The sequence below is a fragment of the Pseudoxanthomonas mexicana genome, from assembly GCF_001556105.1.
Taxonomy (GTDB): domain Bacteria; phylum Pseudomonadota; class Gammaproteobacteria; order Xanthomonadales; family Xanthomonadaceae; genus Pseudoxanthomonas_A; species Pseudoxanthomonas_A mexicana_A.
Window position 1 is genome coordinate 89241 of sequence record NZ_LSIF01000028.1, and the last position, 22318, is coordinate 111558.

The following is a 22318-nucleotide window of genomic DNA, read 5'->3' on the forward strand; positions in this document are numbered from 1 at the left end:
CAGGCCATGGACCGCCGCCGCTTCCTGCGCACCCTGTTGTCCGGCGCCACCGCGCTTGCCGTCGCGCCGGCTCTGCTGCGCAGCGAGTACGCATTCGCCGGGGATCCCGGCAAGTTTGCGGCGGGCCTGCGCGAGCAGCCGTGGCTCGCCGGCTGGAGATCCGTGCAGTCTGAAACGCTGGGGCCGGCGACTGTACAGCTCGAAGGCCGCTTGCCGTCGGGCTTCACCGGCACGCTGTACCGCAACGGGCCGGCATGGACGGAGCGTGCCGGTTTCCGCTACGAACACTGGTTCGACGGCGACGGCATGGTGCACGGCTGGCGCTTCAACGGCGACGGCACGCTGAGCCACCACGCGCGCATGGTCGCCACGCCCAAGTTCACCCGCGAGCAGAAGGCCGGGCGCTTCCTGTATCCGACGGCGGGCACGTCCATTCCCGACATGCAGCCGATCCGCAACAACGACGACGCGAACACGGCCAACACCTCGGTCACCATGATCAACGGCCGATTGTTCGCGCTCTCCGAGGCGGGCTCCGCGTTCGAACTGGATCCGGATGCGCTGACAACGCTTGGCCCCGTGACGTGGCGTCCCGACCTGGCCGCCATTCCGTTCTCCGCGCATCCGCTGGTGGATCGCGATGGCTCGTCATGGAATTTCGGCTCCATCTCGATGATGGGCGGCAACGGCCTGGTGGTGTGGCACATCGGTCGCGATGGCACGCTGGCGTCGGCCGACGTGCTGGAGACGCCGGTGCCGGGTTACCTGCACAGCTTCGCGATGACCGACCGGCATCTGGTCTTTGCACTGATTCCGTTCCGCTACATCGAAGGCAAGGGGGCGTTCTTCGAACGCCTGCGATTCCAGGCGGACCAGCCGCTGCGCGTGGCCGTGGTCGACAAGGCATCGCCGTCGAAGGCGCAGTGGTTCGAGGCCGACTTCGCCGCGATCTACCACTTCGGCGATGCATGCGAACGCGATGGCCGCATCACGGTGCGTGCCGTGCAGCACCTCGATCTGGAGGAGGCGCGTTCACCGATGAAGGCGGCGATGAATGGCGACGCGCACGGCGCGGCGCATGGTGGCAAGGGCCCGCTGCGTGAGCTGGTGCTGGATCTGCGCAGCGGCAAGGCGCACTGGGAAGACACGGGCATCGCCGGCATCGAGTTCCCGGTATTCGATGCCCGCACGCCGTCGCGCGACGCGGCGCGCCTGTACGCACCGATCCATGCCGATGGCTCGACCGCACCCTACTTCAGCCGCATCGGCGCCTTCGACCTCAAGCGCGGTGGACGCCAGGTGTACGACTACGGGCGCGACGTGCTGGTGGAGGAGCACCTGTTCGTGCCGCGTCCCGGCAGCACGCGTCCGGATGACGGCTGGCTGGTCGGCACGCTGCTCGATGCGGCCAAGGGCCGCAGCGGCATCGCCGTGCTGGATGCACGGCGCGTGGGTGCCGGTCCGCTGGCGCAGGCGTGGCTGCCGTACACGGTGCCGCTCGGCTTCCACGGACACTTCGCCGCGCGTTGAAATCCTCCGTCGGCGCCGGATGCGGCATCCTGTGCGGATGAAACGGACCTCCTTTCGCACGAATGCCCTGCGCTGGTTGGCGCGAGGTCTGATCGCCCTGACGGCGACCTACGCGGTCTACCTGGTCGCGGGCAACGTGTTCCTCAACACGGCGCTGGGTGAGAACACGGCGAATCGCAAGCCGGACCGCTTCCAGATGCAGTGGGCGTCCGGCCACACCTGGTGGCCAGGTCGCGTCAGCCTGCGCGAGGTGACGATGCGCGGGCAGTCGCGGCGCATCGGCTGGGAGGCGCAGGCTCAACAGGTCGAAGGGCGCATCGCGTTATGGCCGCTGTTGTTGCGGCAGCTGCATGTGCCGGAGGTGCGTGCGCATGAGGTGCGCGGCGGCGTCCGCCGGGTGGACAAGGAACTGCCGGCGCCACCACCGCAGGACGGCGGCTGGGAACTGCAGTTCGACCGAATCGCCAGCGATTCGATACGGCGCGGCTTCTTCGACGGGTTCGAACTGCTTGGCGAGGGCCGCGGCGAAGTCGGCTTCTACAAGCAACTGCGCGGCGGGCCGATGGAACTGATGCCTTCCACCGCCGGGTTCACCGGCGCGCGATTGCTCCGCGACGGCCAGGAAGTGCTGCGCGACGCCACGCTGGACGCGCGCTTCGCGATCGACCGGCATCGCCGCGAGGACGCCGCCGGCCTCGACAAACTGCTGAAGACCACGCTGCACCTGGCGCTTGGGGGCCGCACTGCCGGACTGAACGTGGCCGTCGGTTCGCGTGGCGACGTGGCGGTGACACTGGTGCCCGGAGAAGGGCGCGCCGACATCGACCTGGGGTTCGAGCGTGGCCAGCTCACACCCGGCGGCCGCGCGCAGTGGACGATGGCGGTAGCCGGCAACGACATCGCCGGCGCGGTGCGCAACGACATCCTCGGCATCGACGTGGCGGTGGACGAGGACATCGTGCTGAAGGCGACCGTGCCGCCGCAGGCCGACGGCAGGCTGGCGGTCGACGCCGACCTGCGCCTGCGGGGAAGGGACGTGCCCCTGCGCGATGTCGCCGGCCTGCTGCCTCGCGCGTCCGGCCATGTGGCAGGTGCGTGGCATTTCGACTCCCTGCGCTGGCTGTCGGATCTGTTCCCGCAGGCGCCATGGCTGAAACTCGACGGCGCCGGCTCGGTCAGTGCCGACGTGCAGGTGGCGGACGGACAGCTGGCTGCCGGCAGCCGTATCGCGGTGCCGGAAGTCGATGCGGTGGCCGAGGTGATGGGTAACCGCATCCGTGGCCGCGCCCGCGCCGACATCCGGCTGGATGCGGGCAAGGACGGCGCGCTGGTGCCGCGGCTGCAGGCGACGATGGACTGTTTCGACGTGGCGTCGCTGAAGACCCCCGGCACGCCCTATGTGCAGGGGAGGCACCTGGCGCTGTCGATCAATGCCGATGGCCCCTTGGCGCAACTGCGCGACGCGCTGCAGGCGAGGGTGGTGTTCAAGGATGCCCGCGTGCCGGACCTGCGCGTCTACAACCCGTTCCTGCCGCGCCGGCACATGCGCTTCGACGGGGGCGCCGGCGTGCTCAGCGGCGACCTGTCGATGGATGCGGCGGGTGAAGTGGGGCGCGGCTCGGTCCGCATCGCCGGGCGCGACACCCGTATGCATCTGGCGGGCGTGCAGCTGCGTGGTGACATCGACCTCGACCTGAAGCTGCGTCGCGCCGACCTGAAGCGGCGGCTGTTCGTTGCGGACGGCAGCACCGTGCAGGTGCGCAATGTCGGCTTCACCGAGTCCGGCGGCGAATCACGGCGCGGCTGGTGGGCGCGGGTGACGTTGGACCGGGCGCGGCTGGACGTCGATCGTCCGGTCAGCGCTCGCGGCGGAGCCGACGTGACGATGAAGGATGTCGGCTTCCTGCTGGCGCTGTTCTCGCGACAGAAGGAATACCCGGCCTGGGTCTACAAACTGGTCGATGCCGGCCAGGCGCAGGTCCGGGGCCGTGTGCAGTGGCGCGATGACCTGTTGGTGCTCGACCGCATGCAGGCGCGCAACGACCGCTACGACGTGCTGGCACGGCTGCGCCTGCAAGGTGGCCAGCGGCGGGGCGATCTGTATGCCCGCTGGCGCGCGCTGAGCGTCGGCATGGAAGTGCAGGGGACCCAGCGCAAGCTCCACCTTGTCCGGGCCAGGGACTGGTACGACGGACGTCCCCACTACCTGAAATAGGCAGGAGCCGCGCAGTTGCGCCAAGACGGTGCGATTGCCCTGTTCAGGTAAATGCGTTGAGGAACGTAATCGGAATTCTGACGAACGGCCAGCGAATTGGTCTGATATCGGTAACACGCAGTAGCGGCGCGGGTTTTGCTCGCATTCATATTCGTGACATCACAACAGTGGCGGGTGAACCGCCCGGTTCTGTTTTGCAGTGCAGCGTGCAACACCTGTAACCCACCCTTCACGATGGCCCCGCATCCCGACGTGGGGGAGGGAGCAAGCCCGCAATAGCCTAGCTGTTGCGGGCTTTTTTATTGCCCGCGTCCACGGCCGCGCCGTGGGGCGGGACGCTGGATTCCGGAAGCGGGACGCCCCGTCTGCGCCGATGCGGAAGGGTCGGGGAGTAGAATTGCCGCATGACCGAATCCGCCCGCCCGGCCAGCGCCCGGGAAATCCCCCTGCAGATCGTTTCCGCCACCGCCGCGGCCCCGCTTGAGACGGGCGCCAAGCAGCTCGGTGGCGACAAGATCGCGCGCTCGCCCGTCCAGTTCGCCGACGCCCCGGTACTGCGGAAACCCTCGTGGATCCGCGTGCGCATTCCGTCCGACGGCTCGGTCGCCAAGCTCAAGGCCAAGTTGCGCGAGAACCGCCTGGTCACGGTCTGCGAAGAGGCCAGCTGCCCGAACATCCACGAGTGCTTCGGTCATGGCACGGCCACTTTCATGATCCTCGGCGAGGTCTGCACGCGGCGCTGCTCGTTCTGCGACGTCGCCCACGGCCGGCCCAAGCCGCCCGATGCGTCCGAGCCGTTGAGCCTCGCGAATACGGTGGCCGACATGGGCCTGAAGTATGTCGTGGTGACCAGCGTGGACCGCGACGACCTGCGCGACGGTGGTGCCCAGCATTTCGTCGATTGCATCGCCGCGATCCGCGAGCATTCGCCGGCCACGCGCATCGAGATCCTCACCCCGGACTTCCGTGGCAAGGGCCGCATGGACCGCGCGCTGGAGATCCTGGCGGTCAACCCGCCGGACGTGTTCAACCACAATATCGAAACCGTGCCGGAGCTGTACACGAACGTCCGCCCCGGCGCCGACTACCAGTGGTCGCTGACCCTGCTGCAGCGCTTCAAGCAGCAGCATCCGCACCTGCCGACCAAGTCCGGGATCATGCTCGGCCTGGGCGAGACCATGGAGCAGGTGCAGGGCACGCTGCGCGACCTGCGTGCGCATGACGTCGACATGGTCACCATCGGCCAGTACCTGCAGCCCACGCCGCACCATCACCCGGTGCTGCGCTACTGGACCCCGGACGAATTCAAGGCGCTGGAGGAGTACGGCATGGCGCTGGGCTTCAGCCATGTCGCGTCCGGTCCGCTGGTGCGTTCGTCCTACCACGCCGACCAGCAGGCCGCACAGGCCGCCTACACCGCCCGACAGGCGGGTTGAGCCCACGGGTTTCGTGACGCCCGGCCGCAGGTGGTCGCAGTCGGGCGCGCGGCACGGGTACGGTTCACCTTTTTGTACCATCAGGCCTATAGGCTGCCGAAAGGCAGATGACAGGACGCGCAACTTTGTGCACTGTCGGCGTGTCGAATCTGCCTTCCGTTCACGCCTGACCGGCCTCCGGGCCATGAGTACGCAATGACCCTGAAGAAAGCCCCTCTCCTGCTGCTGGTCCTGGCCCTTTCGGCTCCGTTGGCGCTGCTCGCGCGCGGAGACGGCGATGCGATTGCGGTGGCGCCGACCACCGACCAGTCGAACACCTCCAAGCTCGTCTACGGTTTGTTGTCCGACAGCCGTTACGCCTACCGGCCGCGTCCGTTGGACGACACACTGTCGCAGGATGTGTTCAAGCGCTATTTCGACGCGCTCGATGGAGGCAAGCAGTTCTTCACCGCCGCCGACATCGCGAAGTTTGCGCCGTACAAGACCCAGATGGACGACGCCATCCGCAGTGGCGATCTCGCCCCGGCGTACGACATCTTCACTGTCTACAAGCAGCGCGTCGGCCAGCGCGTGGCCTATGCACGCGCGCTGCTGAAACAGGATTTCGATTTCACCGGCGACGAGCGCTGGGAATACGACCGTGAGGATGCGCCATGGGCGGCGGACGCCAAGGCGCTGGATGCGATCTGGAAGAAGTCGGTGATGAACGACTGGCTGCGCTTGAAGCTGGCCGGCAAGAAGCCCGACGACATCCGCAAGACGCTCGACAAGCGCTACGGCAACCTGCAGCGCAGCGTCAACGAACTCAAGACGGAAGACGTCTTCCAGACGTTCCTCAACGCTTACACCAGCGCGATCGATCCGCACACGGATTACTTCACCCCGCGCACCGCCGAGAACTTCAACCAGTCGATGTCGCTGTCGCTGGAAGGCATCGGTGCCGTACTGCAGCGCCAGGACGACCTGGTGGCGATCCGCGAGATTGTCCCGGGCGGTCCAGCCGACCTCAGCGGCAAGTTGAAGATCGGTGATCGCATCGTTGCCGTCGGCCAAGGCAAGTCCGGTCCGATGACCGACGTGATCGGCTGGCGCATCGATGATGTCGTCGCGCAGATCCGCGGCAAGAAGGACACGCAGGTTCGCATCGAGTACATCCCGGTCGAGGCCGGCATCGATGGCAAGCACGCGCAGGTCACCATCACGCGCCAGAAGGTCAAGCTGGAAGAGCAGGCGGCGAAGGCCGAGACGATCACGCTGCCCGCCAATGGAAGCGAACCCGCACGCCGTATCGGCGTGATCAAGCTGCCGGCGTTCTACCAGGATTTCGAAGGACGCCGCCGTAATCCGAACGACTTCAATTCCGCGACCCGCGACATCGCCAAGCTGCTAGCCCAGTTCAAGACGCAGGGCGTCGACGGCGTGGTGATGGATCTGCGCAACAACGGAGGCGGTTCGCTCGACGAGGCGGTGGAACTGACCGGTCTTTTCATCGACAAGGGCCCCGTCGTGCAGGTGCGCGAATCCGGTGGCCGCGTGACGGTCAACAGCGACCGCAAGACCGGCGTGGCGTGGGATGGTCCGTTGGCGGTGCTGATCAACCGCGCGTCTGCATCGGCATCGGAGATCTTCGCCGGTGCCATCCAGGATTACGGCCGTGGCCTGGTGATCGGCGAAACCAGTTTCGGCAAGGGCACCGTGCAGAACATGGTGGATCTGGACCGCTGGCCGGCCAACGAAGCGCCGCGCTTCGGCTCGGTGAAGTTGACCATCGCGCAGTTCTTCCGCGTGGCGGGTGGCAGCACCCAGCACAAGGGCGTGGTGCCGGACATCGCGTTCCCGGTCAGCGTCGACGGCAGCGAGTACGGCGAGAGCACGTATGACAACGCGTTGCCGTGGACCCGCATCGCGGCGGTGCCGCACACGCAGTACGGCAACTTCGCGCCGCTGCTGCCGCGGCTGGAATCGCTGCATGCGGCCCGCTCGGTCAAGGACAAGGAATTCCAGTGGTGGTCGGAGGACGTGGCGCAGTTCCGCGCCGAAGCCGCCAAGAAGTACGTGTCGCTCAACGAGGCAGAGCGCCGTGCCGAGCGCGATCGCCAGGATACGCAGCGCAAGCAGCGGCAGGCCGATCGCAAGACGCTTGGACTGGCACTGGATCCGCTGGCCGAAGACCTGGCCGATGACGGCCTGGGTGCGTCCGAGCGCGACATCGTGAAGGATGCGCAGCGCGAGAAGCTGGCCGACAAGCGTCCCGACCCGCTGCTGCGCGAATCCGCCGCCATCCTGTCCGACGCCATCGGCATCCTGGGCCAGGACCGCAAGCTGTCGGCGCAGGTGCTGCCGGATTCGCCGGGTCCGGGCCGCTGGGCCCAGTGACGGCCTGCGCCGGGATCCGCTCCCCGCGCAAGATCCGGATAGCACGACCGCCGCATGCGCCCTAGTCTGGGCGCATGGACACCATGCCGCGCCGATCGATCTCCACTCCAACCGCCGCCTCCAGCGATCCGCTGGAGCTGGCGCGCCGCCTGCTCGACGAAGGCGACCCCTCGCTGTCGGAGCTGGCTTTGCGCACGGGCCTCAGTGCCTCGCACCTCCAGCGGCGTTTCCGCGCACACTTCGGTCTGAGCCCTGCCGAATACCTCGCGCGCAGGAAGCTGGGCACGCTGAAGAGCGCATTGCGTGAAGGGTCCGACGTCACCACGGCGCTGTACGACGCCGGTTACAGCTCGCCCTCGCGGCTTTACGAGCAGGGGGCGACGAAACTCGGCATGACGCCGGCCACCTATCGTGCCGGCGGACGTGGCGTGGCGATCCGCTGGACGCTGGTGGACACCGTCCTCGGTCGCACGCTGGTCGCGGCCACGGAGCGTGGCATTTGCGCGGTGGAACTGGGCGACGATGACGCGGTGCTGGAGCAGCGGCTGCGTGGCGAGTTTCCGCTGGCGCGGCTCGAGCGCGTCGAGGCTGGTCGCGACGACTATCTCGCGCCGCGCCTGCGTGCCGTCGCCGAGCGCCTGGCGGGGCGCGATACGCGCGTGCCGGTGGATCTGCTGGGCACCGGTTTCCAGCAACGCGTGTGGGACGCCTTGATGAAGATTCCCGCAGGCGAAACCGTCAGCTACGCGGGACTGGCGCACGCGCTGGGTGCGCCGCGTGCGGCTCGCGCGGTGGCCAGCGCGTGCGCCCACAACCGCATCGCGGTGGTCGTGCCGTGCCACCGCGTGATCCGTGGCGATGGTTCGCTCGGCGGTTATCGCTGGGGCCTGCCACGCAAGCAGCAGTTGCTCGCACGCGAACAGGCATGAGTCTTCTCACATCGACTTGAGCAGGATTCAAGGCGGGCAGGAAACGTTTCAAGCGCGTCCGCGCCCGACGCGCCACGTCCATCGTGTACTGCTGGCCTAGAATGTGCGTACGTCGTCCCCCCCGTGATCCCATGACCTCCTCCGTTTCCGCTGCCGCGCCCGCGCGTGGCGGGCTAGCCGTCGCTGTCGCCCTGGCCATCGTCTATCTGGTCTGGGGTTCGACCTACCTCGGGATCCGCATCGCGCTCGAGGGCGGTTTCCCGCCGTTGCTGATGGTGTCGGGCAGCCGCTTCGTCGTGGCCGGCCTGGTGATGTTCCTGTTCCTGCTGTGGCGCGGTGTCGCACCACCCACGCGGGCGCAGTGGAAGAACCTGCTGGTGATGGGCGCGCTGCTGTTGCTGATGGGCAACGGCATGGTGGTGCTGGCGGAGCAGACGGTGTCTTCCGGCCTGGCCGCGGTGGCGGTGGCGTCGATGCCGTTGTGGATGGGGCTGTTCGGTGCGATGCGTGGCCAGCATCCGACGCGTGGCGAGTGGCTCGGCATCATCGTCGGCTTCGCCGGCGTGGTCTGGCTCAACGCCGGCAGTTCGCTGACCGGTTCCCCCGTCGGGCTGGTGCTGTTGCTGATCGCGCCGATCGCCTGGGCCTACGGCTCGGTGTGGTCGCGCGGCCGTGACCTGCCATCGCCCTTCATGACCGCTGCGGCGCAGATGCTGGCGGCCGGCGTGATGCTGGTGATTGCGGGTCTGTTGCACGGAGAGCGTTTCGATACGGCGGACTGGACGTTGAACGGCGGGCTGGCGGTCGCGTACCTGGCGGTGTTCGGTTCGATCATCGCGTTCACCGCCTACGTGTGGCTGCTGCACCATGCACGCCCCGTGCTGGTGGGCAGCTATGCCTACGTCAATCCGGTGATCGCGGTGGCACTGGGCGCCTTCATCGCCGGCGAAACCTTCACGCGGCATGACCTCGGCGCAATGGCGGTGATCCTGGCGGGCGTGGTGTTCATCACGCTGGCACGCGCACGGCAACCGAAATGAGCGCCGCGCCCATCGACCGCAAGGGACTGGCGATTACCGCCGGCACGTTCCTGATCTGGGGCGTGGTGCCGCTCTACTGGCATCTGCTGAAGGCAGTGCCGTCGTTCCACATCATTGCGCACCGCATCGTCTGGAGCGCGGTGCTGGTCATCGGCTGGCTGTTGATCAAGAACGGACGCAGCTGGTGGCGACAGGTGCGCGCCCAGCCTCGTGCGGTACCACTGCTGGGTGTCAGCAGCCTGCTGATCGCGTTCAACTGGGGCCTGTACATCTGGGCGGTGAACGCGGGGCACGTGGTGGAGACCAGCCTCGGCTACTTCATCAACCCGCTAATCAACGTGGTGCTCGGCGTGCTGGTGCTGCGCGAGCGCCTGTCGCCCGCGCAGTGGATCGCGGTGGGCTTCGCGCTGGCCGGCGTGGCGTGGCTGACGCTGCAGGCGGGCTCGCCGCCGTGGATCGCGCTGGGCCTGGCGTTCTCGTTCGGCCTGTACGGGCTGGTGCGCAAGCTGGTCGCGGTGGATCCGGTGGCCGGTCTCGGCGTCGAAAGCCTGTACCTGTTCCTGCCCGCGCTGGCGTATGTGGTCTGGGGCGAGTTCGGCCACGGCGGCGGCTTCGTCAGCGGCTACGGCTGGAAGAATGACCTGCTGCTTATCTTCGGTGGCGTGGTGACGGCGGTGCCATTGATCGGCTTCGCCTACGGCGTGCGCCGTATTCCGCTGTCGGTGGTCGGGCTGCTGCAGTACATCGCGCCCAGCATCCAGCTGCTGATCGGCGTGCTGGTGTTCCGCGAAGCCTTCGGCGTTGAGCGTGCGATCGGCTTCGCCGCCATCTGGACCGGGTTGCTGATCTTCGCCAGCGATGGGCTGTGGCGTGCACGCCGCCGCGATGCGGTCGCGGCGGCTGCATCGGGACGCTGAGTCAGCCGGATGCCTTCGCTGCCGGCGCGGGGCAGGGGCCGCCGGCCTCCTTCCACGTCTTGAACGCGGCGACGAACTGGTCGTGCGGCACCGGCACCGGTGCGCGTTCGCCACCGGGGCTCCAGCCCCACAGCACCAGCTTGTCTTCGGCCACGTGCTTGAGCAGCGCGTCGAAGTCGCGGTCGCCGTTGCGCTTCTTGTCCTGGATCATCTCGCACAGCTGGTCGGCGGGCAGACCGATCCACGCCATCTTGTGATCCGGCGGCGGCAGCTGCCAGTGCGGCGCGCCGGGCGGCGCGTGAGGGCCGTAGCTTGCCGGCGCGTTCTGTTCGGCGTGGCAGGTGGAACAGGGCAGGCCGGGCGCGCCCTTGCCATCGGGGCCGCGCGCGACGTTCATCGCATGCGGCGTCTGCGCATCGAACTGCAGCGGCGCGTCGCCGGGGATGTGGCAATTGCTGCAGCGGGGATGCTGGAACACCTTCTCCACGGTGGCGAACGCGGTCAGCGCCTGGGCCCTCTGCTCCTCGCTGATGCGCGGCTTGCAGGCCACCAGCAGGAGGACGGTCAACGACATCATCAGGATGCGCATGGCGGGCCTCACGCGGTCGGTGTGGAGGAAGCAGGCGTCGGCAGGCGCAGCGGCAGTTCGCGCAACCGTTGACCGGTCAGCTTGAACACCGCATTCGCCACGGCCGGTGCGATCGGCGGCGTGCCGGGTTCGCCCACGCCGCCCATCTTCTCGGTGCTCGGCACGATGTGCACCTCGACCTTCGGCATCTCGTGCAGGCGCAGCACGCGATAGTCGTGGTAGTTCGACTCCTGCACCTGGCCCTCCTTCAGCGTCAGCGCGCCATGCAGTGCCGCGCTGAGACCGAACACGATGCCGGATTCCATCTGCGCCTCGACGGCACCTGGATTCACCGCCACGCCGCAGTCGATCGCGCAGACCACGCGATGCACGCGGATCTGGCCGTCCTCGACCGAGACCTCGGCCACCTGCGCCACATAGCTGCCGAATGACTCATGCACGGCGACGCCGCGTCCGCGGCCCTGCGTGGCGGGCGTGGACCAGCCCGCTTTCTCCGCTACGAGGTTCAGTGCCGCGAGATGGCGCGGATGATCCTTCAGCAAGGTACGGCGGTACTCGACAGGATCCTTGCCGGCGGCATGCGCCAGTTCGTCCACCAGGCTTTCCATCACGAAGCCGTTGACGCTGTGGCCCACCGAGCGCCACCACAACACCGGGATGCCGGTCCTGGGCGAATGCAGGTCGACGCGATGCGCCGGCGTGCCGAGCACGTAGGGCGAATCGGCGACGCCTTCGGTCGAGGTGGCGTCGATGCCGTTCTTCACCATCATCGCTTCCATGAAGGTGCCGGCCATGATCGACTGGCCCACCATCACCTGGTGCCAGGCGACCGGCAGGCCATCCTCGCCCAGGCCGACCGTGGCCTTCTCGACGAACGCCGAGCGGTAGTAGCCGCCGCGCGTGTCGTCCTCGCGCGTCCACACCGTCTTGACCGGCGCCTTCGCGGCCCTGGCCACTTCCACCGCTTCCGACACCACATCCGACGTGGGCGTGGCACGGCGACCGAAGCCGCCGCCGAGGAACGGCGTATGGATGCGGATCTTCTCCGGCGGGATGCCGAGGATCTTCGCAGTGCTGTTCTGGTCCAGCGTGGGGAACTGCGTGCCGCACCAGATGTCGCACTCGCCATTCTCGATCTTGACGGTGCAGTTCAGCGGCTCCATCGCGGCGTGAGCGAGGTAGGGCACGGCGTATTCGGCATCGACGGTCTTCGCGGCCTTGCTCAGGGCGGCGATGACGTCGCCCGCGCGGGCGGCAGTCGGGCCCTCTTCGGTCGCCAGCTGGGAGAACTGCTGCCGCAGCGCCACGCTGTCCAGCTTGGCGCCTTCGCCGGCTTCCCAGACGACCTGCAGCGCATCGCGACCGAGTTTCGCCGCCCAGAAATGGTCCGCCACCACGGCGACGCCGCTGGGGACCTGCACCACGTCGCGCACACCGGCGACCGCACGTGCCGCCGTGGCGTCGAACGACGTCACCTTGCCGCCGAACACCGGCGAGCGCAGTACCACCGCGGTCAGCAGGCCGTCGAACTGGATGTCCATGCCGAACACGGCCTTGCCGGTGATCTTCTCCGGCGTGTCCAGGCGCTTGGTCGCCTTGCCGATCAGCTTCCAGTCCTTGGGGTCGCGCAGTGTCAACGCGTCCAGCGCAGGCGGTGTCTGCTTGCCGGCGTCGTCGGCCAGTTCGCCATAGCGCAGCCGCGTCGTGCCGGACACGACGGCACCGTTCTCGGTGTGGAGCTGGTCGACCGGCACGTTGAGCCGTGCCGCCGCGGCCTGCAGCAGCATCGCGCGTGCGGTCGCGCCGGCCTGCCGGTAGCGGTCGAACTCGGACCACGTGGTCGTCGAGCCGCCGGTGCCCTGCATGCCGAAGACCGGACTGGTGTACGCCTTGTCGGCAGGCCCGTGCTCCACGCGGATCTTCGACCAGTCGGCGTCGAGTTCTTCGGCGATCAGCATCGGCAGCGTGGTCCAGATGCCCTGGCCCATTTCGGCGTGCGCGAGCAGCACGGTGATGGAATCATCGGCGGCAATGCGCAGGAAGGCATTGGGCACGAACGCGGGCGCGACGGCGGCCTGGGCTTCCTGCGCCCAGGCGAAGCGGCGGGCACCGGGTACGGCGATGGCGACCACCAGGCCGCCGCCGACGAGCGCGGTGGAGCGCAGGAAACCACGGCGCGAGGATTTCAGTTCAAGGTTCACGGACACGACCTCCGTCGAACATCGGATCGGAGCCACGGCAACGCATGCCGCGGCGGCGTGGGATCAGGCTTTGCCGAGCTCGGCCGCGCGATGCACGGCGGCGCGGATGCGCTGGTAGGTGCCGCAGCGGCAGAGGTTGCCGGACAGCGCGTGGTCGATGTCGCTGTCGGTCGGTGTCGGCACCACCGCGAGCAGCGCCACGGCCGACATGATCTGGCCGGACTGGCAGTAACCGCACTGCACGACGTCGAGTTCGGCCCACGCCTTCTGCACGGGATGCGAGCCGTCGGCCGACAGGCCTTCGATGGTGGTGATCTTCTTGCCGGCGACGGCGGAGGCGGGCGTGACGCAGGCGCGCAGCGGCGAGCCATCGACATGCACGGTGCAGGCACCGCATTGCGCGATGCCGCAGCCGAACTTGGTTCCGGTGAGGCCCATCAGGTCGCGCAGGACCCAGAGCAGCGGCATGTCATCGGACGCATCGACTTCGCGCTCCGACCCATTGACGTTCAACTTCATGGTGTCTCCCTGGCGGCGGCGTGGGACGGGTCGACGATACTCCGTGACTCCGTGGGCTGCCAGTGAAAACGCACGCCGCCGCTTGCACGATCCTCCGGAAAACTTGCCCGATGCCCGGGACGGCACCCGAGGCGTTGCCTTCGGCCCCGTGCTTGCGCCATCGTGGTGCGCATGTCGGTCCATCGCCACCCGTTGGAAGTCTCCGCGCGCGCCAGCGAGGCCGGCGACGGCAGCGCGCTGGTCGTGGTCGTCGCCACCGAGGGCTCGACGTACGTGCGGCAGGGCGCGATGGCCGTGTTCGCGGCGGACGATGCACAGACGGGTTGGTTGAGCGGCGGCTGCCTGGAACCCGAGATCGCGCGTCGTGCGCGTGGGGCGGTCGCGGCTGGCCATCTCGATGCGATGGAGATCGACACGCGCGATGACGAGGATCTGCTGGCGGGTTCCGCCATCGGGTGCCGGGGTCGCTTGCGCTTGGCGCTGCTGCCGCTGGATCGCCTGCCCGGCTGGTCGCAGGTGGTGCAGGCATGGTGGCAGGGCGCAGGACCGCTGTCGTTGCGGCTGACCGCAGCAGGTGGCGTGTCCGCACGCGTAGGCGATATCGAGCGGACATGGATGCTCCCCGTCGCGGCTTCCGCCGCGGCCGAGATCGTCGGCGAAGCAACGGTGCCGCCACCACCGCGCGTGGCCATCTTCGGCGCCGGTCCGGAGACGCCGATGCTGGTGGCGTGGCTGCGCCAGCTCGGTTGGCACGTCACCGTAGTGGAGCGGCGTGCGCGCTGGATCGCTGCGGACAGTGTCGCGGACGATTGGCGGATGCAGTCGCCCGATGATGCGCTTCTAACGCTGCAGCCTGCGCCGGATGCCGCGCTGGTGATGCACCATCATTTCGAACACGACCGCGAAGCGCTGGTCGTGCTGGCGGACACCGCGATTCGGTTCATCGGCCTGCTTGGTCCCGTGCGCCGGCGCGAGGATCTGTTGCGGGTAGTTCCTTCTGGTCTGCATGCGCAGCTCTTGCCGCGCCTTCGCTCACCGATCGGCTTGAAGCTGGGTGGGCAGGGCGCTGAAGCGATCGCACTCAGCATCGCCGCGCAACTGCAGGCGTGGTATCACGGCGAGCCAGCATGAGCGTTCCGCACGCGGCGGTCGTGCTCGCGGCCGGCGGCAGCACGCGGCTGGGCCGACCGAAGCAGCTACTGACGCGCGAAGGCGAGACGCTGGTGCATCGCGCCGCGCGGCTGGCACGGGAGGCAGGTGCGTCGCGCGTACTGGTGGTCGTGGGCGCGCATGCGGACGAGATGCGTAACGCGTTGGCGGATCTGTCGGTTGAATATGTCGTCAACAACGCGTGGCAGACGGGCATGGCCGGCAGCCTGCGCCTGGCAGCCGAAGCGCTCGCCACGCACGAAGCCGCCACGCTGCTGTTGGCCTGCGATCAGCCGGCGCTGGCGCTGTCGCATCTGCAAGCGCTGAGGAAGGCTGCGCTTCGCGCTCTCGCCGGCACGGCGGCGACGCGCTTCGGCGATCGCCTCGGTATTCCCGCGCTCGTTTCGCCGGATATCCTGCACCGTGCGCTCGCGCTGCATGACGGCGACCGCGGCCTGCGCGATGTGCTCAATGTCGATGGGCTGGATGTCGTGCCTTGCGATGCGCCCGAACTCGCATACGACATCGATACGTGGGAAGACATCGATGCCGCCATCGCGAAGGGATGGCTGGATCCGGTGTCGTCCTGATGCGACGAGGGTGCCGGCTGCGCCGACACCCTCATTGGTCCATCAGATCGCGCGAAGTGCCTGCGTGATCGGCAGGCGCGCGGCCCGCAACGCGGGGAACAGCCCGCCGACCAGGCCGATGCCGAGCGCCCACTTCAGTCCGCTCCACAGCAGCTCCGGCGTGACCTTGAACTGGAACACCACCTGGCTGAAGTTGCTGCCCAGCGTGGCGACGCTATAGCCGTTGAACACCACCCAGGCGATCAACCCGCCCAGCAGCCCGCCCAGCAGCGCCAGCAGCATCGTCTCCAGCATCACCGCCATCACCACCGGCAGGCCGCGGAAGCCGATCGCCCGCATCGTGGCGATCTCGCGCGCACGTCCGGCGACGGCGGCGTACATGGTATTGAGCGCACCGAACACCGCGCCGATCGCCATGATGGTGCCGATCACCATTCCAAGCCACCTGATCAGCCCGGTTAGCTGTGTCGATTGCTTGGTGTAGTAATCGCTCGTGGTCAGCACGTCCAGCTTCAGGCGCGGGTCGTTCTCCATCGCCTGCTTGAACCGGTCGAAGCCTGCCTTGCCTTCGGTGCGCACGGTGACCGACTGGTAGGCGCGGCGGTCGTAGGCCGACGACAGCGTATCGATGTCAGTCCACAGCTCCGAGTCGTGCGCGTCACCGGACGCGAACACGCCGACGACCGTCCACTCCTGGTTGCCCAGTTTCAACGTCTTGCCGACATCGAGGCCGCGGTACTGGCCTTTCGCGCCCTGGCCGACCACGATCTCGCGCACGCCGACATTGAACTTGCGCCCTTTGGTCAGTTTCACCTGCGGACGGATCGACCACGCGGCCTCGCTGACGCCACGGAACTGCGCATTGGCGTCCTCGCCCGTGCTGGCCGTCGGCAGGTTGACGATCTGCGACAGCTCCGGCGACAGCAGCGCGCGACCGTCCTTGCCCTTGGCGACGCCGGCCAGTGTGGAGATCAGCGGTACCTGATCGCGGCTGATCACGGAATTGGTTTCCGCCTGCGAACCGCCGCGCAGCACGATGGCGGTGTCTTGGCCGCCGGTCTGCTTGAGCGTGGCCGAAAAGCCTTCACCCATCGCCAGCATCGCCACCAGCACCCCGACCACGCCGGCGATGCCCACCACGATCACTGACGACGCGCCCCAGCGCTGCGGCAGGCTGGCGATGCCGATCTTCGCGATCTCGATTGCATTCTTTCCCTGTCGGGTAAGGAGCAGCCAGAGAGCGATCAGGCTCAATAGCGAAATCAGGGTGATGAGCGCAAACGTACTGGTGTCAAAAAACAAGAAAACCAGCATTGAGATCAGTGTGAAAAATAGCCAGGAAGAGGATACGTTCCGCAGCAGCGATGGCAGGAAGCCATCCCGTTCGGTCCATTTCGAAAACGCCTCCAATGCCCGGGGCGCCAGCAGCGCCAATGTTGCAAGAACTACGAGGAAAAACAGAGGGTACGCCAGCATATGCGTGACCTTCCTGAGAAAAACCAGTTCCGCTATGAACGGTCCGGCAGTTAAGAGTAGTGCGATTGTCCAGCGGATCGCGGTGAGGATGGTGCTAAGAATTGATTTCATGGGTTTCTTCTCCTCAGCGCCCGGCCAGTGCGTCGACAATTTTCAAGCGCATGGCGCGCGTGGCGGGCAGGGCACCTACTACCACGCCAATCACCAGCATCAGCGAGAGTCCAAGCGCCCAGGTCTGGCTCGGGATGTTGGGAAGAGCGATCGCGCCGTTACTCGCTTGACTCAACGTTGGAATGATCAAAGAGGCGATCGCCATGCCCAGCACGCCGCCCAGCACGATCAGCAGCACCGATTCCACCAGCACCAGCACGAGCACCGTGCCGTTGGTGAAGCCGAGCGTCTTCAGCACGGCGAGTTCGGGGACACGCTCGCGTACCGCCTGCGCCATGGTGTTGCCGGTCAGCAGCAGCAGGGTGAAGAACACCGCCGCCATGATCGCGGTGACGATCAGGCCGATGTCGGCGAACTGCTTGGCGAAGGACTGGTTGAAGGCCTGCTCGGTCTGCGTCTTGGTCTCGTGCGCGGAGTTGGCCGAGATCGCATCGATCGCTTTCGCGACGCGGGTGGCATGGCTCACGTTGTCCAGCTTCACCATGTACCAGCCGATCTGACCGTTGACGTACTGGTTGGCTTCGTCGAAGTACTTCCAGTGGAACAGCAGCTGGTTCTCTTCACCCTTGCGCTTGCTGTCGGACAGTTTGAACGTGCCGCGCAGCGTCAGTGGCCACGCATTGCTGCCGTCCTTCTGCGGGAAGATCGTCGCCTGCAGCGGGATGGTGTCGCCGACCTTCCAGCCGAAACGCCTGGCCAGGTTCTCGCCGACGATGGCGCCGGTGCGGTCGGCTTCCCACGCCTTCAGTTGCGCAGGGTCGATGACGTATTCCGGGTACATCTCCATGTAGCCGGGACCGACCGAGAAGTTCGGGAAGAAGTTCTTCGGGTCCTTGTAGATGCCACCGAACCAGGCGGCGTAGGCGCTCTTCTTCACGCCCGGCGTCGCATCGATGCGGGCCGCCAGGCTGTACGGCAGCATCTGCGTGATCGAAAGCCGCGAGGCGACGACCAGGCGGTCCGCGCCGGCCACGCTGCCGCCGGAGTTGAACGCGACGCGCACCGAGTCGAGCAGGCCGAACAGCAGGAAGGCCGCGATTACCGACAGCAGGGTCAGGAACGTCCGCGTCTTGCTGCGGAACAGCGCCGACCATATCAGCGAGAAATATTTCATGGCCGCCTCCGGTCAGTGCGCGCCGGCCGGGGCGTCGGCCAGCTCGCCCTTGTCCAGGTGGATGGTGTGGGTGGCGTATTCGGCCGCCTTCGGATCGTGGGTGACCATGATGATGGTCTTGCCGTGTTCCTTGTTGAGCATCTGCAGCAGGTTGAGGATCTCCTCGGCCGAATGACGGTCGAGGTCGCCGGTCGGCTCGTCGCAGATCAGGAAGGTCGGGTCGGACACGATGGCGCGCGCGATCGCCACGCGCTGCTGCTGGCCGCCGGACAGTTCGTTGGGGCGGTGCGACTTGCGGTCGGCCAGGCCGACCAGCTGCAAGGCGATCTCCGCATTTCGCTTGCGCTGCGCGCCACCGAGCTTGGTCAGCAGCAGCGGAAGTTCGACATTGCGCTGTGCGGTCAGCGTGGGCATCAGGTTGTAGAACTGGAACACGAAGCCGACGTGCGAGCTGCGCCAGTGCGCGAGCTGACCGTCATTCATCTGGTCGATGCGCTGGCCTTCGATCTCGATCTCGCCGCCGCTGGGCGTATCGAGTCCGCCGATCAGGTTGAGCAGCGTGGTCTTGCCGGAGCCGGACGGCCCCATCATTGCGACGAAGTCGCCGTGCGGGATGTCCAGGTCGATGCCGTGCAGCACCTGCACCTTCTCGGGGCCGCGCTGGTAGGTCTTGGTGAGGTTGCGGATGGAAACCAGGGAAGACATCGGCAAGGTCCTTGTTGGAGGCGGGAAGGCGAACGGCGATGCGGCGGTTCAAGCCGGGCGGATCCCGTCCGCGATGGACACGGTCCGTCCTTCAGGACGACGGATGGCATCGCCCGGGATCTGCAGGCGCCGGTGGGGCGGCGCCGATGTGTCAGGTGGTTCGCCGCATGAGGAAGATCCTCACGCGATGAGCCGATGATTCACTCGGCGTCTTCGGCCAGCACGACCTTGGCGCCGTCCTTCAGTTCGGCAGGCGGATCGAGCACGACCGTCTCGCCCGCCTCGAGGCCTTCGGTGACGTGGACATCGTCGCCCAGCTTGCCGGCGACCTTCAGGCCGCGCTGCTGCACGGTGTCGTCGTCGCCGACCACGAAAGCTACCTGCGCGCCCTCCCGTTCGACCACGCCGGCGCCGGGCACGCGCACGCCCTTGGGCTGCTCGGCCTGCTGCGGCTTGGCGGCCTCCAGGAAGCTCACGCGCACGCCCATGTCCGGCACGATGCGCGGATCCTTCACGTTCAGCGCCACGCGGACCTTGACCGTCGCCTTGCTGCGGTCGGCGGTCGGGATGATGGCGATGACCTCGCCGGGAATCTGCCAGTCAGGATACGCGTTCAACGTGGCCTGGATCGGCATCTTCGGCTGCACGCGGCCGATGAAGGACTCGTTGACCTCCACTTCCACTTCCAGCGATTCCATGTCGACGATGGTGCCGATGCCGGTACGGGTGAAGCCGCCACCGGCCGACAGCGGCGAGACGATTTCACCGGGTTGCGCGGCCTTGGCGATGACGACGCCGGCGAACGGGGCGCGCACGATGGTGTTGTCCAGGCCGATGTCGGCGATCGTCAGGCGGTCGGCGGCCGAGCGTTCGTTGCGCTGCGCGGTCAGCAGCTGCGCACGCAACAGGTCGCGCTGGGCGACGGCCTGGTCGTACTGCGCCTTCGACACCAGTTGCTGGGCGACCAGCGACGACAGCCGGCGTCCATTCGCCTCGGCTTCCACCAGTTGCGCGCGCACGCCGCCGGTCTGGCTGCGCGCGGCCAGCAGCTGGCTCTGTGCCAGCGCACGGTCGGCATCGGCGTTGATCGGCTCCAGCCGCGCCAGGACCTGGCCAGCCTCGACGCGCATGCCTTCCTCGATCAGCACTTCCTGCACCTTGCCGGTGACCTTCGACGACACCGTCGCCATGCGCCGGGCCACCACATAGCCGGACGCATCCAGCACGGAGGCGGCCGCACTGCCCCCGCCCAGCGCGACCGTCGGCGCGGTACGCACTTCGAGCGGCTTCTCGCGCCCGAGCAGCGCCCATGCCGCGGCGGCCAGCCCCAGCAGCACGACGACCACGCCCAGCGTGATCCACAGGCCACGACGCGACGGCGGGGCCGGCGGTGGCGCCTTGCGGTCGATGCGGAGTTCCTTCAGCAGGTCGGCAGACGTATTCATGCGTATCCAGACGGTGAATGCGGGGAAGTGTGACCAGCAAGGGTAACGGAAGCCCAGTTGCCGGAAGTCACTTCCTGCGGGAGCGGTCGGCCAAGGCCTTCCACGGGGCGCATCCTGCGCCGGCGGCGGTCCGCATCCCAGTGACACCTGTCACCTGATTCGCCTGAGAGCCCGCACTCATCACACGATTCGTGGGCGCGCAGGATGGCTTCACCCTCCGACGAGACCGTCGCATGAACGTGGCAAGCCTCACCTCCGCACCATTGGCCCGCCTGCGCGGCGTGCGCCATCACTATGGCAAGACCCTCGCGCTGGACGGCCTGGACCTGGCGCTGTCCGCCGGACAGGTGCTCGCGCTGCTCGGGCCGAACGGCGCGGGCAAGACCACCGCGGTCAGCCTGTTGCTGGGCCTGCAGCGTGCCGATGCCGGGACGGTCGAACTGTTCGGCCTGCCGCCGCAGTCATTGCACGCGCGCCGCCGCGCCGGGGTGATGCTGCAGAGCGCCGCCGTGCCCGACACGCTGAAGGTGCGCGAGCTGATCGACCTGACGCGCGCCTACTACCCGCAGCCGCGCAGCGTCGCCGACCTGGTCGCGCTGGCCGGTCTCGATGGCCTGATGGAGCGCCGTTACGGCCGGCTGTCCGGTGGCCAGCAGCGGCGCGTGCAATTCGCGCTGGCGGTCTGTGGCCGTCCGGAGCTGCTGTTCCTCGACGAACCCACCACCGGGCTGGACATCGATGCGCGGCAGATGCTGTGGAGGGCGATCCGCGAGCTGAGCGCGCAGGGCTGCGCGGTGCTGCTGACCACGCATTACCTGGAGGAAGCCGAGGCGCTCGCCGATCGCGTCGTGGTGGTCAACCATGGCCGCGCGGTCGCCGAAGGCACGGTGGCGCAGATCCGCGCGCGGGTGGCGCAACGCCGCATCCGCTGCAACAGCCAGCTGCCGGTCGCGCTGGTGCAGGACTGGCCCGGCGTGCAACTGGCGCAGCACGACGGCGAGCGGCTGGAGATCGTGGTCGAAGCCGCCGAGCCCATCGTGCGTCGCCTGCTGGCCGAAGACGCCAGCCTGTCCGACCTGGAAGTGCAGCGCGCCGGACTGGCCGATGCTTTCCTCGCCCTCACCCGCGACGCCGCGCAGAAGGAAGCCGCCTGATGGAAACGACCGCCACCGTTCCGTTCTCCTCCACGCGCGCCTATGTGCTCGAGGCGCGCTACGAATTCCTGCGCCTGCTGCGCACGCCGTCGTTCTCGCTGCCGTGCCTGTTGTTCCCGCCGGTGTTCTACCTGCTGTTCGGCGTGCTGCTGGGTGGCAAGGGCGGGCCGGCCGTCGCGTCGTACATGCTGGCCGGCTACGGCGTGTTCGGTGTGGTCGGCGTGGCGCTGTTCGGCTTCGGCGTGACGGTCGCGATGGATCGCGAGCAGGGACTGCTGACGCTCAAGCGCGCGCAGCCGATGCCGCCCGGTGCGTACCTCGTCGCCAAGATGGCGATGGCGATGCTGTTCGCCGCGATCATCCTGCTGCTGCTCGGCGCGTTGGCGGCCGGCGTGGCCGGCGTGCGGCTGGCGCCGATGCAATGGCTGCTGCTCTCCACGACCTGCTTGCTGGGCGTGTTGCCGTTCAGTGCGCTCGGGCTGTGGCTGGGCACGCTGGTCAGCGGCAGTGGTGCGCCTGCCCTGATCAACCTGGTCTACCTGCCGATGGCGTTCCTGTCGGGCCTGTGGGTGCCGCTGGCGATGCTGCCCCCGGTGCTGCAGTCCATGGCGCCGGTGTGGCCGGCGTATCATCTGGCGCAGCTTGCGCAGAAGATCGTCGGCGTCGATGCCGGCGGATCGGCGTGGCTGCATCTGGGCGTACTCGCCGCGATCACCGGCGTGTTCTTCACCCTGGCCCGCCGCCGGCTGGTGCAATGAGCCG

At 67.7% G+C, this 22318-nt stretch carries 18 protein-coding genes; 11 read left to right on the forward strand and 7 right to left on the reverse strand.

The window, feature by feature from the left end; genetic code table 11:
- The first annotated feature begins 6 nt into the window (after positions 1-6).
- The 7 genes from AX730_RS05170 (at position 7) to rarD (ending at position 10443) form a co-directional block, all read left to right on the forward strand.
- Positions 7-1530, forward strand: a complete 1524-nt coding sequence (locus tag AX730_RS05170) for a carotenoid oxygenase family protein (RefSeq protein WP_062352951.1) — start codon at positions 7-9, stop codon at positions 1528-1530.
- Between the two features lie 37 nt (positions 1531-1567).
- Positions 1568-3745: a translocation/assembly module TamB domain-containing protein gene (locus AX730_RS05175; RefSeq protein ID WP_062352954.1), complete on the forward strand. Its 2178-nt coding sequence runs from the start codon at positions 1568-1570 to the stop codon at positions 3743-3745.
- Positions 3746-4149: 404 nt separating this feature from the next.
- Entirely contained in the window at positions 4150-5181 is a 1032-nt protein-coding gene (gene lipA, locus AX730_RS05180; protein ID WP_062352957.1) for a lipoyl synthase, read from the forward strand.
- Positions 5182-5376: 195 nt separating this feature from the next.
- Positions 5377-7557 (forward strand): carboxy terminal-processing peptidase, encoded by a 2181-nt coding sequence (locus tag AX730_RS05185; RefSeq protein ID WP_062352960.1) that lies wholly within the window; start codon positions 5377-5379, stop codon positions 7555-7557.
- Positions 7558-7640: 83 nt separating this feature from the next.
- On the forward strand, positions 7641-8486 hold the full coding sequence (locus AX730_RS05190) for a methylated-DNA--[protein]-cysteine S-methyltransferase (RefSeq protein WP_062353049.1): 846 nt from the start codon (positions 7641-7643) through the stop codon (positions 8484-8486).
- A gap of 131 nt (positions 8487-8617) precedes the next feature.
- A complete protein-coding gene (yedA, locus tag AX730_RS05195) occupies positions 8618-9526 on the forward strand; it encodes a drug/metabolite exporter YedA (protein ID WP_062352963.1) in 909 nt (302 codons plus the stop codon).
- Positions 9523-10443, forward strand: coding sequence for an EamA family transporter RarD (rarD, locus tag AX730_RS05200; RefSeq protein WP_062352966.1), 921 nt, complete (start codon positions 9523-9525; stop codon positions 10441-10443). The genes yedA and rarD overlap by 4 nt, the downstream gene beginning before the upstream one ends.
- Position 10444: 1 nt before the next feature.
- Here the strand turns inward: rarD and AX730_RS05205 are convergent, their stop codons facing one another.
- The 3 genes from AX730_RS05205 to AX730_RS05215 all read right to left on the reverse strand — a co-directional run bounded on the left by AX730_RS05205 (position 10445) and on the right by AX730_RS05215 (position 13752).
- Positions 10445-11032, reverse strand: coding sequence for a hypothetical protein (locus AX730_RS05205; protein ID WP_062352969.1), 588 nt, complete (start codon positions 11030-11032; stop codon positions 10445-10447).
- A gap of 8 nt (positions 11033-11040) precedes the next feature.
- Complete coding sequence (locus AX730_RS05210) at positions 11041-13233, reverse strand: xanthine dehydrogenase family protein molybdopterin-binding subunit (protein WP_157074105.1); 2193 nt, start codon at positions 13231-13233, stop codon at positions 11041-11043.
- A gap of 63 nt (positions 13234-13296) precedes the next feature.
- Positions 13297-13752: a (2Fe-2S)-binding protein gene (locus tag AX730_RS05215; protein WP_062352974.1), complete on the reverse strand. Its 456-nt coding sequence runs from the start codon at positions 13750-13752 to the stop codon at positions 13297-13299.
- A 171-nt stretch (positions 13753-13923) separates the two neighbouring features.
- Between AX730_RS05215 and AX730_RS05220 the strand changes: the two genes are divergently transcribed.
- Together AX730_RS05220 and AX730_RS05225 are read left to right on the forward strand one after the other, a co-directional pair.
- Positions 13924-14883: an XdhC family protein gene (locus AX730_RS05220; RefSeq protein WP_062352977.1), complete on the forward strand. Its 960-nt coding sequence runs from the start codon at positions 13924-13926 to the stop codon at positions 14881-14883.
- Complete coding sequence (locus tag AX730_RS05225; RefSeq protein WP_062352990.1) at positions 14880-15491, forward strand: nucleotidyltransferase family protein; 612 nt, start codon at positions 14880-14882, stop codon at positions 15489-15491. The genes AX730_RS05220 and AX730_RS05225 overlap by 4 nt, the downstream gene beginning before the upstream one ends.
- A 42-nt stretch (positions 15492-15533) precedes the next feature.
- Here the strand turns inward: AX730_RS05225 and AX730_RS05230 are convergent, their stop codons facing one another.
- The 4 genes from AX730_RS05230 to AX730_RS05245 all read right to left on the reverse strand — a co-directional run bounded on the left by AX730_RS05230 (position 15534) and on the right by AX730_RS05245 (position 20402).
- The gene (locus AX730_RS05230; protein WP_062352993.1) at positions 15534-16805 is read right to left on the reverse strand and encodes an ABC transporter permease; all 1272 of its coding nucleotides are present in this window, start codon (positions 16803-16805) and stop codon (positions 15534-15536) included.
- A 286-nt stretch (positions 16806-17091) separates the two neighbouring features.
- Entirely contained in the window at positions 17092-18252 is a 1161-nt protein-coding gene (locus AX730_RS05235; protein ID WP_062352996.1) for an ABC transporter permease, read from the reverse strand.
- A gap of 12 nt (positions 18253-18264) precedes the next feature.
- Positions 18265-18957: an ABC transporter ATP-binding protein gene (locus tag AX730_RS05240; RefSeq protein ID WP_062352999.1), complete on the reverse strand. Its 693-nt coding sequence runs from the start codon at positions 18955-18957 to the stop codon at positions 18265-18267.
- A 200-nt stretch (positions 18958-19157) separates the two neighbouring features.
- Positions 19158-20402 (reverse strand): efflux RND transporter periplasmic adaptor subunit, encoded by a 1245-nt coding sequence (locus AX730_RS05245; RefSeq protein WP_062353002.1) that lies wholly within the window; start codon positions 20400-20402, stop codon positions 19158-19160.
- Between the two features lie 233 nt (positions 20403-20635).
- Here AX730_RS05245 and AX730_RS05250 point away from each other — a divergent pair, with 233 nt between their 5' ends.
- The gene (locus tag AX730_RS05250; protein ID WP_062353006.1) at positions 20636-21556 is read left to right on the forward strand and encodes an ABC transporter ATP-binding protein; all 921 of its coding nucleotides are present in this window, start codon (positions 20636-20638) and stop codon (positions 21554-21556) included.
- Positions 21556-22314 carry an ABC transporter permease gene (locus AX730_RS05255; protein ID WP_062353008.1) on the forward strand — a complete coding sequence of 253 codons (759 nt, stop codon included), beginning with the start codon at positions 21556-21558 and terminating at the stop codon, positions 22312-22314. Before AX730_RS05250 ends, AX730_RS05255 begins: the two co-directional genes overlap by 1 nt.
- Positions 22315-22318: the final 4 nt, after the last annotated feature.

Coding starts and splice junctions, on each gene's coding strand:
- AX730_RS05170 (WP_062352951.1), top strand. CDS start 7: ATGGACCGCCGCCGCTTCCTGCGCACCCTGTTGTCCGGCGCCACCGCG.
- AX730_RS05175 (WP_062352954.1), top strand. CDS start 1,568: ATGAAACGGACCTCCTTTCGCACGAATGCCCTGCGCTGGTTGGCGCGA.
- lipA (WP_062352957.1), top strand. CDS start 4,150: ATGACCGAATCCGCCCGCCCGGCCAGCGCCCGGGAAATCCCCCTGCAG.
- AX730_RS05185 (WP_062352960.1), top strand. CDS start 5,377: ATGACCCTGAAGAAAGCCCCTCTCCTGCTGCTGGTCCTGGCCCTTTCG.
- AX730_RS05190 (WP_062353049.1), top strand. CDS start 7,641: ATGCCGCGCCGATCGATCTCCACTCCAACCGCCGCCTCCAGCGATCCG.
- yedA (WP_062352963.1), top strand. CDS start 8,618: ATGACCTCCTCCGTTTCCGCTGCCGCGCCCGCGCGTGGCGGGCTAGCC.
- rarD (WP_062352966.1), top strand. CDS start 9,523: ATGAGCGCCGCGCCCATCGACCGCAAGGGACTGGCGATTACCGCCGGC.
- AX730_RS05205 (WP_062352969.1), bottom strand. CDS start 11,032: ATGCGCATCCTGATGATGTCGTTGACCGTCCTCCTGCTGGTGGCCTGC.
- AX730_RS05215 (WP_062352974.1), bottom strand. CDS start 13,752: ATGAAGTTGAACGTCAATGGGTCGGAGCGCGAAGTCGATGCGTCCGAT.
- AX730_RS05220 (WP_062352977.1), top strand. CDS start 13,924: ATGTCGGTCCATCGCCACCCGTTGGAAGTCTCCGCGCGCGCCAGCGAG.
- AX730_RS05225 (WP_062352990.1), top strand. CDS start 14,880: ATGAGCGTTCCGCACGCGGCGGTCGTGCTCGCGGCCGGCGGCAGCACG.
- AX730_RS05230 (WP_062352993.1), bottom strand. CDS start 16,805: ATGCTGGTTTTCTTGTTTTTTGACACCAGTACGTTTGCGCTCATCACC.
- AX730_RS05235 (WP_062352996.1), bottom strand. CDS start 18,252: ATGAAATATTTCTCGCTGATATGGTCGGCGCTGTTCCGCAGCAAGACG.
- AX730_RS05240 (WP_062352999.1), bottom strand. CDS start 18,957: ATGTCTTCCCTGGTTTCCATCCGCAACCTCACCAAGACCTACCAGCGC.
- AX730_RS05245 (WP_062353002.1), bottom strand. CDS start 20,402: ATGAATACGTCTGCCGACCTGCTGAAGGAACTCCGCATCGACCGCAAG.
- AX730_RS05250 (WP_062353006.1), top strand. CDS start 20,636: ATGAACGTGGCAAGCCTCACCTCCGCACCATTGGCCCGCCTGCGCGGC.
- AX730_RS05255 (WP_062353008.1), top strand. CDS start 21,556: ATGGAAACGACCGCCACCGTTCCGTTCTCCTCCACGCGCGCCTATGTG.